Source organism: Legionella sp. PATHC035 (assembly GCF_026191115.1).
Classification (GTDB): Bacteria; Pseudomonadota; Gammaproteobacteria; order Legionellales; family Legionellaceae; genus Legionella.
This window is the reverse complement of record NZ_JAPHOT010000001.1, coordinates 1,055,744-1,071,537: the sequence shown is the minus strand read 5'-3', so window position 1 is coordinate 1,071,537 and position 15,794 is coordinate 1,055,744. Positions and strand designations below refer to the sequence as shown.

Sequence of the window (15,794 nt, the reverse complement as noted above, 5' to 3'; positions counted from 1 at the left end):
ATTTAAAATAAGGCGACTCAATAACAATAATGCAGTCACCTTATTTTGATGATTAAAATAAAAAAGGCTCTAGGAGTTCAATGAGTTAGCTGTTAGTCACGCTACTCTTATGTTCCAGTTCTTCCTCATCTTCTTCTTCATCTTCTTTCTTGCTTCTGTTGTAGAAGCTTAAAGAGCCTAAAGCAGAGGACAGGCCGCCTAAGTATCCTTTAGCAGGTTTTTCAGGTCCTTTAGTTTCCTTTTTAAATTCTTCAACGACCACTTTTAATGCATCTAAACGACAAGAATGGATCATGTCTATAAGTAAATTAAAAATAGATTGTAAATTGAACTCGGGATTGAATTCAGTGATTGCTGAAAAAATATGGGCAGCACGAATCGCCTTTTTACCATTACTTTTCGGTGCTACGGTCATAAATTGAATGAATTGAGTTGCCGATGTAACCAGTGCTTCAACATCCTGTGGACTGACCTCATCAACAGCAAGAATTTGCTGTAATCCTTTCTTTTTCTTCTTGCCTGTCAAAATAACCGAGTTCTCTTCATGTGACATGTATGAAGAGGCATATTCATTCTTAATTTGTTGACGCACCAGATGCATTGAACCAGCCAGAATCGCCGTTTTTTCAGCTTCATCGATTGGCGCAGTTTTTAATGATTCTCTAATTGCATTGAGAAAATTAAGCTGACAGATACGCTCTTTTGACTTTAACTTTTCAATTTTTGCAACATTTTTATCTGCCAGTTCGTCTTTGATCAACTCATCAAGATCAGCATTGAGTTTTTCCCAGCCGCCAAATCGATTGGTTGCAGAAATTGGTGATTTTTTGGCTATTTTGAATTTAACCAGGTCAGTTTGCCCATCCGTAGTAAAAGAGGCAACGATTGCACGCTGAGCATCTTTTTCCAGCTTATATGAGGTTTGAATCAGCTTACTTAAATTATCTGTTGGGACTGCAGTCAACATGTGATCTTTTGCAAAGCCTTTACGCGAATCATGTTCTATAAAAATCTGGTTTAGAAATGTATTTAATGCAGTATGGAATTTAGCATTTTGGTATAAGTCAGGTTTGTCTTCGGCTTTGACTTCATCACCAATTCCCATCGCATCCTTTAAGCGATCATTGAGTAAGCCAGATGATTCCATTACTCCACGATTATTTTCGATATCTTGCATTACCGTCAGCATGGCACCATAAAACACGGTTGAGAGATAGGCTAAATTAGGAGATTTTTCTTTTGCTTGCTCTTCGAGCTTAAGAAGTATTGAGGTGAGAAATTGAAGTTCATATTTTCTGTTGGGGTTAGTAAGATCTTCAATTTTTCCCTTACTTTCGCGTTTCAATATGATATCTACGGTATCATCAAAATGTTTTCTTAATTCACTTAGTTCCTTTAATACAAACGTCATGTTAGTCTCCAAATGTCCAATGGATAAATAATGTAAGATCTTCTTACAAGGTCTCAGTGTAAACTAAAGTAATCCGCTCGTCATGTATTTTCATTATACAATTTATCCTTTATATGAAAATATTATAAAATTCAGTATCTTAATCCCCATATTTGGCCCAAAAGTTGAGCTATTTTTCATCGCAAAATATAAAAAATTTGTATTAATTTAAATAATGAGTAATATTTCTGTCATTTTTAACAAGGGCATTAATTCATGCCCTCTTGATGAAAGACATAGAACCTGAGTTTGTATCAATTTAATACATAGTGCTTGCTTGTGACAGGAAGCTTTTTTAATGAGGTCCGTTTTGAATATCGAACACGATAAACAGTTGCAACAACAATTTTATAATAATGCAGTGTTTGCATTACTCTTTCTACTTGTCTGTCGAATCATTTCGATGTGCTTTATTCCTTTGAATGATGTTTCTGAATCGCGTTATGCAGAGATTGCCCGTAAGATGCTGGAAACCGGGAATTGGGTCACTCCACTACATGATTATGGAGTACCTTTTTGGGCGAAACCCCCCTTGTCGACCTGGCTTTCTGCTTTTTCAATGAAGCTTTTTGGAATTAATGAGTTTGCTGTTCGTTTACCCGGTTTACTCTTATCTTTGGCCACCTTATGGCTTGTGTGGGACTTGGCTAAAAGACATAGTGGATCTTTTATTGCAATGATCACCACTTTAGTTCTAGCAGGAACATTATATTTTTTCCTTGATGCTGGAACGGTGATGACTGATCCGTCTTTGGTCTTTAGCATTACGCTTGTCTTAATTGCATTTTGGCGTGCGGTGGTTGATGGCAGCACATCTTGGTCTTATGTTTTTTTTATAGGCCTTGGGCTCGGATTGCTGGCAAAAGGTCCGGTTGCTGTTGTTTTATCAGGAATGCCAATCTTTTTTTGGGTTTTATTGAGAAATGAATGGCGTAATTTGTGGCAAAGACTACCTTGGATAAAAGGTATTCTATTGATGTTAGCTATTGCACTTCCCTGGTATATTTGGGCAGAGATTCGTACACCTGGGTTTTTAAATTATTTTATTGTGGGTGAGAATTTCAACCGATTTTTAAAACCGGGATGGAGTGGCGATAAGTATGGTTATGCGCATAAGCAGCCTTGGGGTATGATTTGGATTTATGCTGCAAGTGGTATTTTTCCCTGGTGTCTTTTAGGTCTTTCCTGGTTTATTAAATACCGACATAATCTACGTAAAGTATTCATAGATAACGATGGATGGTTGAGCTATTTCTTTCTTTCTACGATAGTTCCTTTATTCTTTTTTACGTTTTCCAGTAATATCATTTACACCTATGTTTTTCCCATCACTCCTGTTTTTTCGGTGTTCTTTGTAGAATATTGGCATCGAGTTGGCGTTGTAGTAAAAGCCCAGCAGCTTTTTATTCGAGTTTCTGTTGTTACCGGGGTAATTTTCTTGGTGGCAACCCTTGCATTTAATGCCATGCCACAAGGCGTTTCCAAAACACAAAAATTTGTAGTTGCCGCCTGGCTAAAGCAAAAACCAGTCGCAGGAAGTTATCTTATTTATTGGGATTATAAAGCAGATTTCTCAGCACAATTTTACTCAGGCGGCAGAGCGAAATTTGCTTTGAGTGATAAAAGACTTTGCGGCTTATTGAGCAATGGTCGAGAAAATTATTTGGCCGTTGAGCCTCACGATACCCACAACATTTCTCCTGACTTATTTTCAAAGATGGTTCTCGTGCAACGTGTTTATGCAGGAGATAAACCTTTATTTTTGATGCGGATTCCGGCTTCAGTAAAAGAAACCTGTGCAGAGAGAGCAGGAAAGTGATAAACAGTAGATTACCTAAAGAGAGTAATCCCCTATGTTAGCAAGAAATCCCCTCTACCGCTTTGGGAGAGGGGATAGGGTGATGGTTTATTTGTCCCAATTAAGTTCCTCATTCGTGCCAACGACCACTTTTTCCCCCACCCGTCACCCCGAGCTTTCCCAGGGATCTCCATGGTTGGCACACCGTTACGATAGGAGATTCCTCGTTGCACTCAAGAGTAGGAAATAAAGGATATTTTCCCTGGAATTCATGGCAGTGACCTAAGCGTTTGGCCTTATTGCGCTTAGGTGAAGGCTAAGTTTGTTCAATAAAGATACCAATTCATTTAGAGTTTTGATATAATCGGGCGCAATTTTTAAGCCATAAGGAGTAACTGTGTCGCAATCTATTACAGTGAATTCAAGCACTTTTGTGCCTCGTGGTGACTTAATGGCCTGGGCTGTGTGTCTGTCAGCTGGCTTATTTTTTTTATATGAATTCTTTCAGCTCAATATTTTCGATGTAATCAATCAGCCTTTACGCGATGATTTTGGTATCGATGCAACTCAATTAGGCTGGATGTCCAGCGCTTACCTGTGGGCAGATATCCTATTTCTCCTTCCAGCAGGAGTCATCCTGGATCGTTTTTCTACGCGAACTGTTATTCTAAGTGCTATGTTTATTTGTGTCCTGGGTACGGTAGGATTTGCACTAACTCACTCATTTATTTTGGCCTCTTTTTGTCATTTTCTCTCTGGAATAGGGAATGCGTTTTGTTTTTTATCCTGTGTGGTATTGGTATCACATTGGTTTCCACCAAGGAGGCAAGCACTTGTCATAGGCTCTTTGGTTACGATGGCTTTTGTTGGTGGAATGATGGCTCATACTCCTTTTGCTTATCTCTATGAATTATTTGGATGGCGTAAGGCTTTATTAATTGATGGTGCAGTTGGCGCTATTTTGCTTCTTTGGATTTATTGGATCGTAAGCGATAAACCTCAAGACGCACCCATCAAAATTAATACCAACGAAGGACAAGTATTTTCCGGATTTATTCAAGCATTATCTAACTCTCAAAACTGGCTAGCGGGATTTTATACTTCTTTTCTTAATCTACCTATTATGGTTTTATGTGCTTTATGGGGAGCCAGTTATTTACAAGTGGTGCATCAACTACCTGAAATGGCCGCCAGTAATGTGATTAGTCTGATTTTTATGGGGAGTGTCATTGGTTGCCCATTGGCTGGATGGCTGTCTGATTCCCAAGGAAGTCGTAAACCCCTAATGATCGTGGGAGCTATTGCGACGCTTATCACGGTTATTCCTCTGTTCTTGGACATCGCTTTATCACAAACGACTCTGAGTATTATCTTTTTTGCTTTAGGATTTTTTACAAGCACACAAGTAATTTCCTATCCTTTGGTTGCTGAAAGTAATTCCACTGAAAATACGGGGGCTGCGACAGGTATTGCCTCAGTGATTATTATGGGCGGCGGTGGCGTAGGACAAGTGCTTTTTGGTTGGTTAATCGCGCATCATGCTGGTGCGGCAGTGACAACGTATTCTGTGGCTGATTTCCAATACGCCATGTGGATATTCCCAATTACTACGATTGCGGCTTTAATTGCCGTGTTATTAACCCGCGAAACATATTGCAAGCGATAAGTGAGGAGTAAAAATGCAAGTGGTGGATGAGTTTCAAGGATATAGTGATCTAAAGTCGTCACTACTGCCCTGGATGGTGTGTTTTGCTGCAACCTTATTCTTTTTTTATGAATTCATCCAGGGGAATATGTTTGCGTCCATCGCTGCAAACATCATGCAGGATTTTAAAATCCAAGCGGATAAAATGGCTTGGTTATCAAGCATCTATTATCTTTCGAATGTATTGTTTCTCTTTGTTGCTGGAATGGTCCTTGACCGTTTTTCGATTAAAAATACCTTATTAGTCGCGATGTTTTTGTGTGTAGCCAGTACTTTTCTTTTGGCTCACTCTCATTCCTTTTATTTAGCTTTGTTTTGTCGATTTATCACCGGTATTGGCAGTGCATTCTGTTTCTTGGGCCCTGTGCGTTTGGCATCTCATTGGTTTCCTCCAAAGCGGATGGCTTTGGTCACTGGAGCTATAGTCACTATGGCAATGGCGGGTGGTATGTTGGCTCAATATCCTTTGACCAAATTAGTGATTCTAGTTGGATGGCGCCAAGCAGTCCAAAATGTGGGAATTCTCGGTTTTGCTATGCTGGTCTTAATGTTTTTTTGGATAAAGGAAAGGCCCCAACACACAGTAAAACAAATCGCTCAACCCATTAACGTTTTCTCAGCTGCTAAAAAAGCCTATTTTAATACTCAGTATATACGGGCGGCGTTTTATGCGAGTTTAATGAATATGGCCATCGCTGTATTTGGTGCGATGATGGGTACTTTGTATTTAGTACAACGATTGGATATTAGCTCTGCCCAGGCATCAATGGTGAATGGCATGTTATTTTTAGGAGCGATCATTGGTTCGCCGCTGGTTGGTTGGATATCTGATAAGATGGGTTTACGTATTATGCCCATGAAAATAGGGGTGCTTGCTTCCTTACTGACTTTGCTGGCGGTACTTTATCTGCCCGTTTCTTATAACGTCATGGCAATTTTATTTTTCTTGCTTGGTTTTTTTACCTCAGCACAAGTGATTAGTTATGCGCTAGTCGCTGAGAGTAGCCCACCTGCAATGACCGCAACAGCAGTCAGTGTGATTTCGATATTGACTCAGGGTGGTTACATTGTGTATCAAAATCTATTTAGTTATTTATTGACGAATCATAGCGGAATGCAATTGGTTAATGGAACACCTGTTTATCTACTGAGTGCCTATCAATATGCAGCAATTATTTTACCAGTGGGCTTGTTAATTGCCTTGTTCATGCTTTTTGGTTTAAAAGAAACACACTGCCAACAGATTAAGGACTGAGATGACAGGGCGAGTTTGTATATTACTCATGGATTCTTTTGGGATAGGCGCTAGTTTGGATGCGTCTCGTTATGGTGATGCAGGTGCCAATACTTTTGTTCATATCCATCAAGTGTGTGAACGGGGGGAGGGCGATAAAGCCGGGGTACGTCAAGGACCATTAACTTTGCCTAATCTGGCCAAATTAGGGCTATATCATGCTGCCCTGGCCAGTAGTGGATTGCGCTTTGTTGAATTATCTGCTTTTCCTGAACCTGTAGGTTATTATGGCTATGCTGTAGAGCAGAGTTTAGGCAAAGATACTCCGAGTGGGCATTGGGAGTTAGCTGGAGTTCCAGTGACGTTTGAATGGGGTTATTTTCCTGAACAAGCTTTTTGTTTTCCCAAAGAATTAATTGATACCTTAACTCAACAAGGTGGTTTACCAGGAGTACTGGGCGAGAAGCATGCCTCTGGAACTACAATTCTTGAAGAATTAGGTGAGGAGCATATGCGAAGTGGTAAACCCATAGTTTATACTTCTGCTGACAGTGTTTTTCAAATTGCGGCTCATGAAGAAAGCTTTGGTTTGCAGCGCTTATATGACCTCTGTGAAATTGCCCGTACTTTAGTCGATGAATATCAGATTGGACGTGTGATTGCGCGTCCATTTATAGGACAACCAGGAGCATTCAAACGTACTGGGAATCGCAAGGATTATGCTACTTTGCCGCCAGCAAAAACATTACTTGATTATTTAAAGGAGGCGGGCCGTGAAGTAATCGCTCTAGGAAAAATAGCTGATATTTATGCGCATCAGGGGATAACACAAACCATTAAGGCTGATGGTAATATGGCCTTATTTGACGCCACTTTGGCTGCGATGAACACTGCTCCCGAAGGAAGTTTGGTTTTTACTAATTTTGTAGATTTTGACTCTTCATTTGGGCATCGACGTGATGTAATAGGTTATGCGCATGCCCTTGAGGAGTTTGATGCGCGTCTACCAGAGCTTGATGCTTTATTAAGGCCTGATGATCTGATTGTTATTGCGGCAGACCATGGGTGCGATCCTACTTTTCCTGGCTCCGATCATACCAGGGAGCATATTCCAGTTTTAGTCTATGGGCCAAGCCTTAAGAGCCGTTTTATTGGTCGTAGAGATACTTTTGCAGATGTAGGGCAAAGTATTGCGCAACATCTGGGATTAGAGAATTTACCTCATGGCGTCTCTTTTTTAATCTAAGCTGTAGATTGGGTCCTTGGCTCAACAAAATTACACTCCATTTGCATTTAAAAAATGTTGGGCCAAGGGCCCAACCTACAATTCAGCAAAGCTTCCGGGATCAACGGATGAGTTCTGGCGAATTCCTATTAAGACATAGCTGCTTGCTCCGCTACGACGGTGACCGGTTAGCATGATTAATTACAATTTATCATTTTAAGCCCCTTGTTTTTTTGTTTATCATCCCCATGTATGCTATTCCGGTTTGATTTGAGGATTTAATTTTGGAACAATTTCGTGGGACAACTATACTTTCAGTACGACGCGGAGATCAGGTAGTTATCGGCGGAGATGGTCAGGTAACTTTAGGTAATACCGTGATGAAAGGTAATGCACGTAAGGTGCGGCGCCTCTACAAAGATCAAATTATTGCGGGTTTTGCTGGCGGTACTGCGGATGCGTTTACTCTTTTTGAACGTTTTGAGAGTAAGCTGGAAATGCATCAAGGTCATTTAGTCCGTGCTGCAGTCGAGCTTGCGAAAGATTGGAGAACGGACAGAATGCTGCGCCGACTCGAAGCGGTTCTTGCCGTAGCAGATAAAAAATCTTCCTTAATTATTACAGGTAATGGCGATGTGATTGAACCTGAACATAGCTTAATTGCTATTGGTTCAGGCGGACCTTTTGCGCAAGCAGCTGCACGAGCATTGATGGAAAATACGAAACTATCCGCTCTGGAAATAGTGCGTAAAGCGTTAACTATTGCTGGGGATATCTGTATTTATACCAATAACAATTTAACTATAGAAGAATTAAATAATGGCAACGAAAAATAGTAAAGTGATGACTCTTGAGAATATTCGAGAGGTAATGACTCCTCGTGAAATTGTCCAGGAATTAGATAAATATATTATTGGCCAGGATGATGCAAAAAGAGCGGTAGCAATTGCATTACGTAATCGTTGGCGACGCATGAACATTAAAGACTCTGCGTTGCGCAATGAAATTATGCCAAAAAATATACTCATGATTGGACCAACTGGCGTGGGTAAAACTGAAATTGCTCGACGTTTGGCTAAGTTAGCTCGTGCACCTTTTATCAAAGTAGAAGCAACAAAATTTACCGAAGTGGGATATGTAGGACGTGATGTAGATACCATACTTCGTGATTTAGCTGATATTGCGGTAAAACAAGAACGTGAATTTGCCATGAAGAAAGTGGAACATTTGGCCGAAGATGCAGCTGAGGAGCGAGTTCTCGATGTATTACTTCCGCCAGCACGTGGCAGTTTAACTCCAGGTGAAAAGGATAGCACGGCCAGACAAGTGTTCCGTAAACAATTGCGTGAGGGAATTCTTGACGATAATGAAATTGAAATAGAAGTTTCAGCAACACCTATAGGCATCGAAATTATGGCTCCTCCTGGTATGGAAGAAATGACAAGCCAATTGCAATCGATGTTCCAACAGGTAGGTACTCATAGAACAAAAACACGTAAAATGACTATTGCTAAGGCAATGCAAATTTTACGTGAAGAGGAGGCTGCTAAATTAATTAATGAAGATGACATCAAGATTCGTGCTATCGAAAATGTAGAACAAAATGGTATTGTCTTTATTGATGAGTTGGATAAAGTTGCACGACGTGCTGAAAATGGAGGTGGCGGAGATGTGTCGCGTGAAGGGGTACAACGCGATTTATTACCTCTAGTTGAGGGAACAACAGTGACGACTAAATACGGTATGATTCGTTCTGATCATATTTTGTTCATCGCATCTGGGGCATTCCATGTAGCCAAGCCCTCTGATTTGATTGCTGAATTACAAGGTCGATTACCCATACGTGTTGAGCTATCGGCTCTTTCTGTGGATGATTTTGTTCGAATTCTTACTGAGCCTACCGCTTCATTGACCTTGCAATACAGCGCTTTGATGGCGACTGAAGGATTAACGTTGACTTTTGATGAAACAGGAATTAGACGTATTGCTGAAGTCGCATGGCAAGTCAATGAGCGTACAGAAAATATTGGTGCGCGTAGGCTTTATACGGTGATGGAACGATTATTGGAGGTTGTTTCGTTTGAAGCGACTGATAAATCAGGTGAATCAGTCCATGTGGACAAAGCCTATGTAGAAAAAAATCTCGGACAGATTGTAGCGGATGAGGATTTGGCTCGTTATATTCTTTAATATGAAGCGCTAAGCCGTAACCCGAGAAGATTGTGTTTGAAAATCTCGGGTTCCGCTGTGCTGTCACTGGTCTAAATAATCGCTGACCCCACCATTCTATCTCATTAAAAATAAGTCAATCATTCAACTTGTTGCCTCGATTCTAAAATTAAAATACGCCTTTATTTGCTTTTTCTATCAAAAATTGTCAAAAATTAAGGAAATTGGACAGATGATTCGTCCTCGCTTCTTTAGTTTTAAAAAGACCAGCGGCCGTTGACATTTCGCTAGGCTGAGCAAAAACGACGAGATTTCAGATACCGAAACGCAAATACAGGAAGTAGGTGAGTATCGAACCCATCAGATCATGTCATTTTTGACCAGGACAGTAGAATGGTCATCAGGCACGAGATTCATCTTGAATTTTGGGAAGTGATTATCAACAGCTGTTCTCACGGAGGAGAAAAAAATGTCCTATGATTCGCGTTCTATTGCTACAATAATCAGTGACGATTCTGATTTTACAGAAAAAGGTTCTGAGGCTTCTTTGTTACCTTCTAAACCTCATTCTTTTTTTTCATCAGTTGGTCTAAGAGCATATTCTTTGTTTAATCGATCACAAGTTACTTTAGTTTTTCCTGATTCTTACAGCAAGATTTGGAATAAAATAGGTGGGGATTCTAATTACAGAAGAATTAAAGCATTGCTTATAGACTACACCAAAGAAAGTTGCTTCTTTGGTTCTTTTATTGGGCGTATTATTTTTGGCCATTGGAATAGACATCATGTTGAAGCAGTAAGTAAAATTATCGCGAATATATCAGTTAAGGATTATTATGAGTCTGCTGATGAAATTGTCGCTGACTTGAAAATATTGAAACCTGAAAAGGGAGGATCTTTGTATTATCGAATCAAATTTATTGAAATGAAATTAGAAGAACAACTAAAGTATGATTTTAAATTCACAGATAGAAGAAACAGTTGAGTTTATAGTGAGTAGGCTTAAGGTATTGGCCTGAACAAGAACTGTTTTTTCTAATTTTAAGGTAATGGAGCTGTTTTGATGTCTGATCCCTATATTTTGGTTTTATATTACTCGCGTACTGGTTCTGTAGCCCAGCTAGCCCAATACATAGGGCGTGGTGTAGAGCGTGTTGTGGGTATGGAAGCACGATTACGAACCGTACCGCCTGTGTCCACTACGTGTGAGGCGGTAGATAAAGCAATCCCAGATAGTGGCGCACCCTACGCCACTTTAGATGATTTACGTCATTGTCACGGACTGGCTTTAGGAAGCCCAACTCGTTTTGGAAATATGGCTGCGCCTATGAAATATTTTCTGGATAGTACATCATCTTTATGGTTGGCCGGTGATTTAGTGGATAAGCCTGCTTGTGTTTTTTCTTCTTCTGCCAGCATGCATGGTGGTCAGGAAAGTACTTTGTTAAGCATGATGCTGCCTTTGTTTCATCATGGCATGGTCTTATTAGGAGTTCCCTATTCTCAACCGTCTTTAAATGATACCGTTACTGGTGGAACTCCCTATGGGGTGACCCATGTTTCTGGAGTGGCCAATGATCGACCTCTGAGCCAGGATGAAATTAATTTAGCAAAACATCTAGGCGAGCGTTTGGCTCGGGCAGCGCTGCAATTAAATAAAGAAATGCGCTAACTTGGGTAATGGGGCTCAGAATTATTTGACCATGATATTCTGGGTCTCATTGTGTTTTATCAGGATACAATAAATATTAAGTGAAAAAAATGAAAGTAATTAGTTTTAATGCCAATGGAATCCGTTCAGCGGTACGTAATGGATTTAATGAGTGGCTTGCAATTCAAGATGCTGATTTTGTTTGTATTCAAGAAACGAAAGCTCAACCGGAGCAATTAATTCCAGAGGAGTTATATTATCCATGCGATTATTTTTGTGACTATTATTCAGCGCAAAAGAAAGGGTACAGCGGGGTGGCGATTTATGCCCGTCACAAACCTAATCGTGTCGTGAAGGGCATGGGCTTTGACTATTGTGATAATGAGGGACGATACATTCAATTTGATTATCCCAAATTCAGTATTATCTCACTTTATTTACCTTCAGGTACTAGTGGCGATGAACGTCAGACAGTTAAATATGATTTTCTCAAACAATTTGCCGAACATTTAATAAAACTAAAAAATGAAGGACGCGAGCTGATTTTATGTGGAGATTATAATATCGCTCATAAAAAAATCGATTTGAAAAATTGGCGCGGCAATCAAAAAAACTCTGGTTTTTTGCCTGAGGAACGCGCTTGGATGGATGAGTTGTTTGGGACTATGGGCTTTGTTGATGCGTTTCGTGTGCACAATCAGGAAGAAGATCAATATACCTGGTGGTCTTTTCGAGGACGTGCATGGGAAAAAAATGTGGGGTGGAGGATTGATTATCAAGTAATTACTCCTGGCCTTATTGCGGATGTAGTTGACAGTCGTATTTTTCGGGAAGCACGTTTTTCTGACCATGCTCCATTGCTGATTGAATATAAAGGAGATTGGTGTGCTTAAATTAGCAAGTTGGAATGTCAATTCATTGAAGATACGACTGGAGCAAGTATTACAGTGGCTTGAGTCTACTGGGGTGGATGTCCTTGCCATACAAGAAACAAAGTTACTTGATGAAAATTTTCCTGTAACCGCGTTTACTGAGAAAGGCTATCACGTAGTGTTTTCAGGGCAGAAAACATACAACGGTGTTGCTGTAATCAGCCGATATCCTTTAACTAATGTTCTTACCGATATTCCTGATTTTGTGGATCCGCAACGCCGCATAATCGCTGTTACCGTTGCGGGTATTCGTCTAATCAATTTGTACGTTCCTAATGGTTCGGAATTAACTTCAGATAAATATCAATATAAGCTGAATTGGTTGCAAAAAATTATCGGATTTATTCAACAGCAAATGAATGATTTCACGAATACAGCTGTAGTTGGTGATTTTAATATTGCTCCTGAGGATCGCGATGTGCATGACCCTAGTGAGTGGATGGGTTCTGTGCTGGTAAGTCCTGCTGAACGAGAGGCTTTCACGCAATTATTGCAACTTGGGCTTCATGACAGTTTTAGAAATTTTATTCAGGAGGAACAATCATACAGTTGGTGGGATTATCGTGCAGCCTCATTTCGACGTAATCGGGGTTTACGGATTGATCATATTTTATTGAGTAAACCACTGAATGCGCTATGCAGGCAATCAGTTATTGATAAAGAACCGCGCAAAGTAGAAAGACCATCTGATCATGCACCCGTTTGGGTTGAGTTGGATTTGAATGTGGGTTAGACAATGGGGCGGGCTCATTGGTAGCAGTCAATCCCTCATCTGCCCTAACGGGCACCTTCTCCCTGGGAGGGAGAAGGGAAAAATGATTCACTTCATGGTATTGCTCATGTCACACTGGCTACTCATGCATCATTTATTTTGCAACGTTTCAAATAAAAACCAAATTCGACGTTCTGTTTCATCAATATAAACTTCCAGGATGCTCGTGGTGGCAAAATCATTTTTTTTGCTGCACACTTCATGAACCTTTCTCATGTTTTTTAAAAAACTCTTATTATCTTCTAATAGATTTTGCAGCATATCGTCAGCAGACAGGGTTTCATTAGCATCTTTAAGTGTCTGTAATTGTTTGATTTGTCCTATTGAATGAATGGTTCTCTCTCCTAATTTGCGTACGCGCTCTGCCAAGACGTCCACCATTGCGAAAATTTGTTCGCTTTGTTCATCCAATAAAAGATGATAATCCCGATAGTGGGGACCCGTCATATGCCAATGAAAATTTTTGGTTTTAACGAATAAAGCAAATGTGTCGGCTAGGAGTGGATTAACAGCTTCAGCAATTTTACGACGATCCCGGATATCAAGGTCGTTTGGTGTTTCAAGCTTATATAATTCCAATTTTTTCATTTTAACTCCCATTAAATTAATTCATTGATATAAGCGTAGACCATCAATGCTAATTTGTACCGCAGATTGGTGAAAAAAATTACTAAAAAATACAATTAACCCAAGAAATGGAATATAATTAATTTGGTAAAGATTATCAGCATTATCACATCCTACAGTGATTAATTATTGACTTATATTTGTACTTTGTGTTTTTTTGTTGCAAGTCAAGTGAGAAATAGTATCCGCACTGTTTTGATATAAAAAATTGCTTTACGCATATTTTTCTGCTATTGTCTTGCGTCATTTGTCGAGTATGGTGCTTGGCCTTGGGTTCAGGTGGCGATACTCATTATTATAGAGAGTAGTATTATGAAGGCATCAATTCATCCTGAATATAAAACAGTTAAGGTTACATGCAGTTGTGGCGAACAATTTGAAACTCGTTCAACTTTATGTAAAGATTTGAATATTGAAGTATGTTCACAATGTCACCCTTTTTATACTGGTAAGCAAAAACTCGTAGATACTGGAGGACGTGTGCAGAAGTTCCGCGATCGTTACAGTCAGCGTTCTACGCAAGCGAAAGACGAAAAGAAATAAGGCGCGTGATTTTGCGCCTTATTTATGTATACTTCACTCGAAGTATAGCTTATTGACAGATTGCTCCTGCAGTGCTAATTTGCGTTGATTGTAGGTTCTTGTCGTTCAATTCTTGTTTCTATCCTCATCATTTTATGGCTGTTTCTCTTAATTACTTGAGAGTTTCTTAGTCAGATGTTTGTGTGTGTCTATGACACTTCGGTTAGAGAGAATTGATAAGGGTTTGGTAGGATTTTTAGACCTTACTAAGTTTTTGTTTTATATGTAAGAGAGTGAGTATTTTGGATAATGAAGTTTTAAAGCAGTGCGCATTAGATTATCACGAGTTTCCAACCCCTGGAAAACTTGGTGTTCATATTACCAAATCAACTGACTCTCAGAGTGATTTGTCTCTGGCTTATACGCCTGGTGTTGCAGCTCCAGTGATTGCAATAGCAGAAAATCCCGAAGATGCTTATCGTTACACGAATAAAGGAAATTTAGTCGCGGTAATGACCAATGGCACTGCGGTGTTGGGTTTGGGAGATCTTGGGCCTCTCGCCAGTAAGCCCGTTATGGAAGGTAAAGCAGTATTATTCAAGCGTTTTGCTGGCATTGATGTATTTGATATCGAAATTGATGCCCATGATTCGCAAGCTTTTATTGCTACGGCAAAACGTATTGCCCCCACTTTTGGTGGGATCAATCTGGAAGATCTTAAAGCTCCTGAATGTTTTGAAATTGAGCAGGCTTTAATTGAGCAATTGAATATTCCAGTATTTCATGATGACCAGCATGGTACAGCCATTGTAGTTGCGGCGGCGTTGCTCAATGCGCTTGAGTTACAACAAAAAAAATTAGCTGATGCAAAAATTGTGTGTATTGGCGCAGGAGCGGCAGGAATTGCTTCCATGCGATTACTGGTTGCTTTAGGCGCTCATAAAGAAAACATGTTGCTTTTAGATACTAAAGGCGTCATCCATTCAGGTCGTGCTGATCTAAATGCTTATAAATTCGCTTTTGCACGTACAACTGAATGTCGAACTTTAGCTGATGCATTGGTTGATGCCGATGTATTTATTGGTGTTGCTAAGCCCGATTTATTAGATGCTGATTTATTGAAATTAATGGCGCCTAACCCCGTTATTTTTGCTTTGTCTAACCCTGATCCAGAAATTAGACCTGAATTAGCTTTTCAGGTACGTGATGATTTAGTCATTGCGACAGGGCGTAGTGATTATCCTAATCAGGTTAATAATGTGTTGTGTTTTCCTTATATTTTTCGTGGTGCGTTGGATGTCCGCGCTAAGTGTATTAACCAATCAATGCAAATTGCGGCAGTTGAGGCTATTCGCCAACTGGTGCATGAGCCCGTTCCCCAGGTAGTAAAGGACAATTACCCAGGTGTTACGCATTGGGAGTTTGGCCCCAACTATATTATTCCCAAGCCCATAGATCCTCGTTTAAGAGAACGAGTTCCCGCTGCTGTAGCTCAGGCTGCAATAGCGAGTGGCGCTAATCAAATGAGTTGTAATTTAGAATAAAAGTAGTCCTGCGTGTAATCAGGTATCTCAAGGTGTAACTCTATGCCGGATGAGCCATGCCTGATAACATTGAGGATAACAATAGGTGAATTATAAAGATAAGAGTTTTAACTGTTGCATTGAAAACAGTGAATGCTCTTGCTTTACAAATATTAAGGAGATTGC

At 40.0% G+C, this 15,794-nt stretch carries 14 protein-coding genes; 12 read left to right on the top strand and 2 right to left on the bottom strand.

What is annotated here, in order from left to right:
• Window positions 1–85 precede the first annotated feature (85 nt).
• A complete protein-coding gene (locus tag OQJ13_RS04790) occupies window positions 86–1,411 on the bottom strand; it encodes a hypothetical protein (protein WP_265709551.1) in 1,326 nt (441 codons plus the stop codon).
• Window positions 1,412–1,748: 337 nt separating this feature from the next.
• Between OQJ13_RS04790 and OQJ13_RS04785 the strand changes: the two genes are divergently transcribed.
• The 10 genes from OQJ13_RS04785 (at window position 1,749) to xth (ending at window position 12,897) form a co-directional block, all read left to right on the top strand.
• Window positions 1,749–3,269 carry an ArnT family glycosyltransferase gene (locus OQJ13_RS04785; protein WP_265709549.1) on the top strand — a complete coding sequence of 507 codons (1,521 nt, stop codon included), beginning with the start codon at window positions 1,749–1,751 and terminating at the stop codon, window positions 3,267–3,269.
• A gap of 376 nt (window positions 3,270–3,645) precedes the next feature.
• Window positions 3,646–4,914, top strand: a complete 1,269-nt coding sequence (locus OQJ13_RS04780) for an MFS transporter (protein ID WP_265709546.1) — start codon at window positions 3,646–3,648, stop codon at window positions 4,912–4,914.
• A gap of 13 nt (window positions 4,915–4,927) precedes the next feature.
• Window positions 4,928–6,208, top strand: a complete 1,281-nt coding sequence (locus OQJ13_RS04775) for an MFS transporter (protein ID WP_265709544.1) — start codon at window positions 4,928–4,930, stop codon at window positions 6,206–6,208.
• A 1-nt stretch (window position 6,209) separates the two neighbouring features.
• A complete protein-coding gene (locus OQJ13_RS04770) occupies window positions 6,210–7,433 on the top strand; it encodes a phosphopentomutase (protein ID WP_265709543.1) in 1,224 nt (407 codons plus the stop codon).
• Between the two features lie 263 nt (window positions 7,434–7,696).
• Window positions 7,697–8,248 (top strand): ATP-dependent protease subunit HslV, encoded by a 552-nt coding sequence (hslV, locus tag OQJ13_RS04765; RefSeq protein ID WP_265709541.1) that lies wholly within the window; start codon window positions 7,697–7,699, stop codon window positions 8,246–8,248.
• Window positions 8,232–9,602, top strand: a complete 1,371-nt coding sequence (gene hslU / locus OQJ13_RS04760) for an ATP-dependent protease ATPase subunit HslU (protein ID WP_265709540.1) — start codon at window positions 8,232–8,234, stop codon at window positions 9,600–9,602. Before hslV ends, hslU begins: the two co-directional genes overlap by 17 nt.
• Before the next feature lie 448 nt (window positions 9,603–10,050).
• Window positions 10,051–10,566, top strand: coding sequence for a DUF5617 domain-containing protein (locus OQJ13_RS04755; protein ID WP_265709538.1), 516 nt, complete (start codon window positions 10,051–10,053; stop codon window positions 10,564–10,566).
• Between the two features lie 78 nt (window positions 10,567–10,644).
• Window positions 10,645–11,253, top strand: a complete 609-nt coding sequence (wrbA, locus tag OQJ13_RS04750) for an NAD(P)H:quinone oxidoreductase (RefSeq protein ID WP_265709536.1) — start codon at window positions 10,645–10,647, stop codon at window positions 11,251–11,253.
• A gap of 89 nt (window positions 11,254–11,342) precedes the next feature.
• Window positions 11,343–12,125, top strand: a complete 783-nt coding sequence (locus tag OQJ13_RS04745; protein ID WP_265709534.1) for an exodeoxyribonuclease III — start codon at window positions 11,343–11,345, stop codon at window positions 12,123–12,125.
• Complete coding sequence (xth, locus tag OQJ13_RS04740; protein ID WP_265709533.1) at window positions 12,118–12,897, top strand: exodeoxyribonuclease III; 780 nt, start codon at window positions 12,118–12,120, stop codon at window positions 12,895–12,897. The genes OQJ13_RS04745 and xth overlap by 8 nt, the downstream gene beginning before the upstream one ends.
• Before the next feature lie 129 nt (window positions 12,898–13,026).
• Here xth and OQJ13_RS04735 read toward each other — a convergent pair whose 3' ends face one another.
• Window positions 13,027–13,524, bottom strand: coding sequence for a Dps family protein (locus OQJ13_RS04735; protein WP_265709531.1), 498 nt, complete (start codon window positions 13,522–13,524; stop codon window positions 13,027–13,029).
• Between the two features lie 351 nt (window positions 13,525–13,875).
• On the opposite strand from OQJ13_RS04735, the gene rpmE reads away from it, so the two are divergent.
• Both rpmE and OQJ13_RS04725 read left to right on the top strand, forming a co-directional pair.
• A complete protein-coding gene (rpmE, locus tag OQJ13_RS04730; RefSeq protein ID WP_265704501.1) occupies window positions 13,876–14,106 on the top strand; it encodes a 50S ribosomal protein L31 in 231 nt (76 codons plus the stop codon).
• A gap of 281 nt (window positions 14,107–14,387) precedes the next feature.
• Window positions 14,388–15,629 carry a malic enzyme-like NAD(P)-binding protein gene (locus OQJ13_RS04725; protein ID WP_265709529.1) on the top strand — a complete coding sequence of 414 codons (1,242 nt, stop codon included), beginning with the start codon at window positions 14,388–14,390 and terminating at the stop codon, window positions 15,627–15,629.
• The last annotated feature ends 165 nt before the right edge of the window (window positions 15,630–15,794 follow it).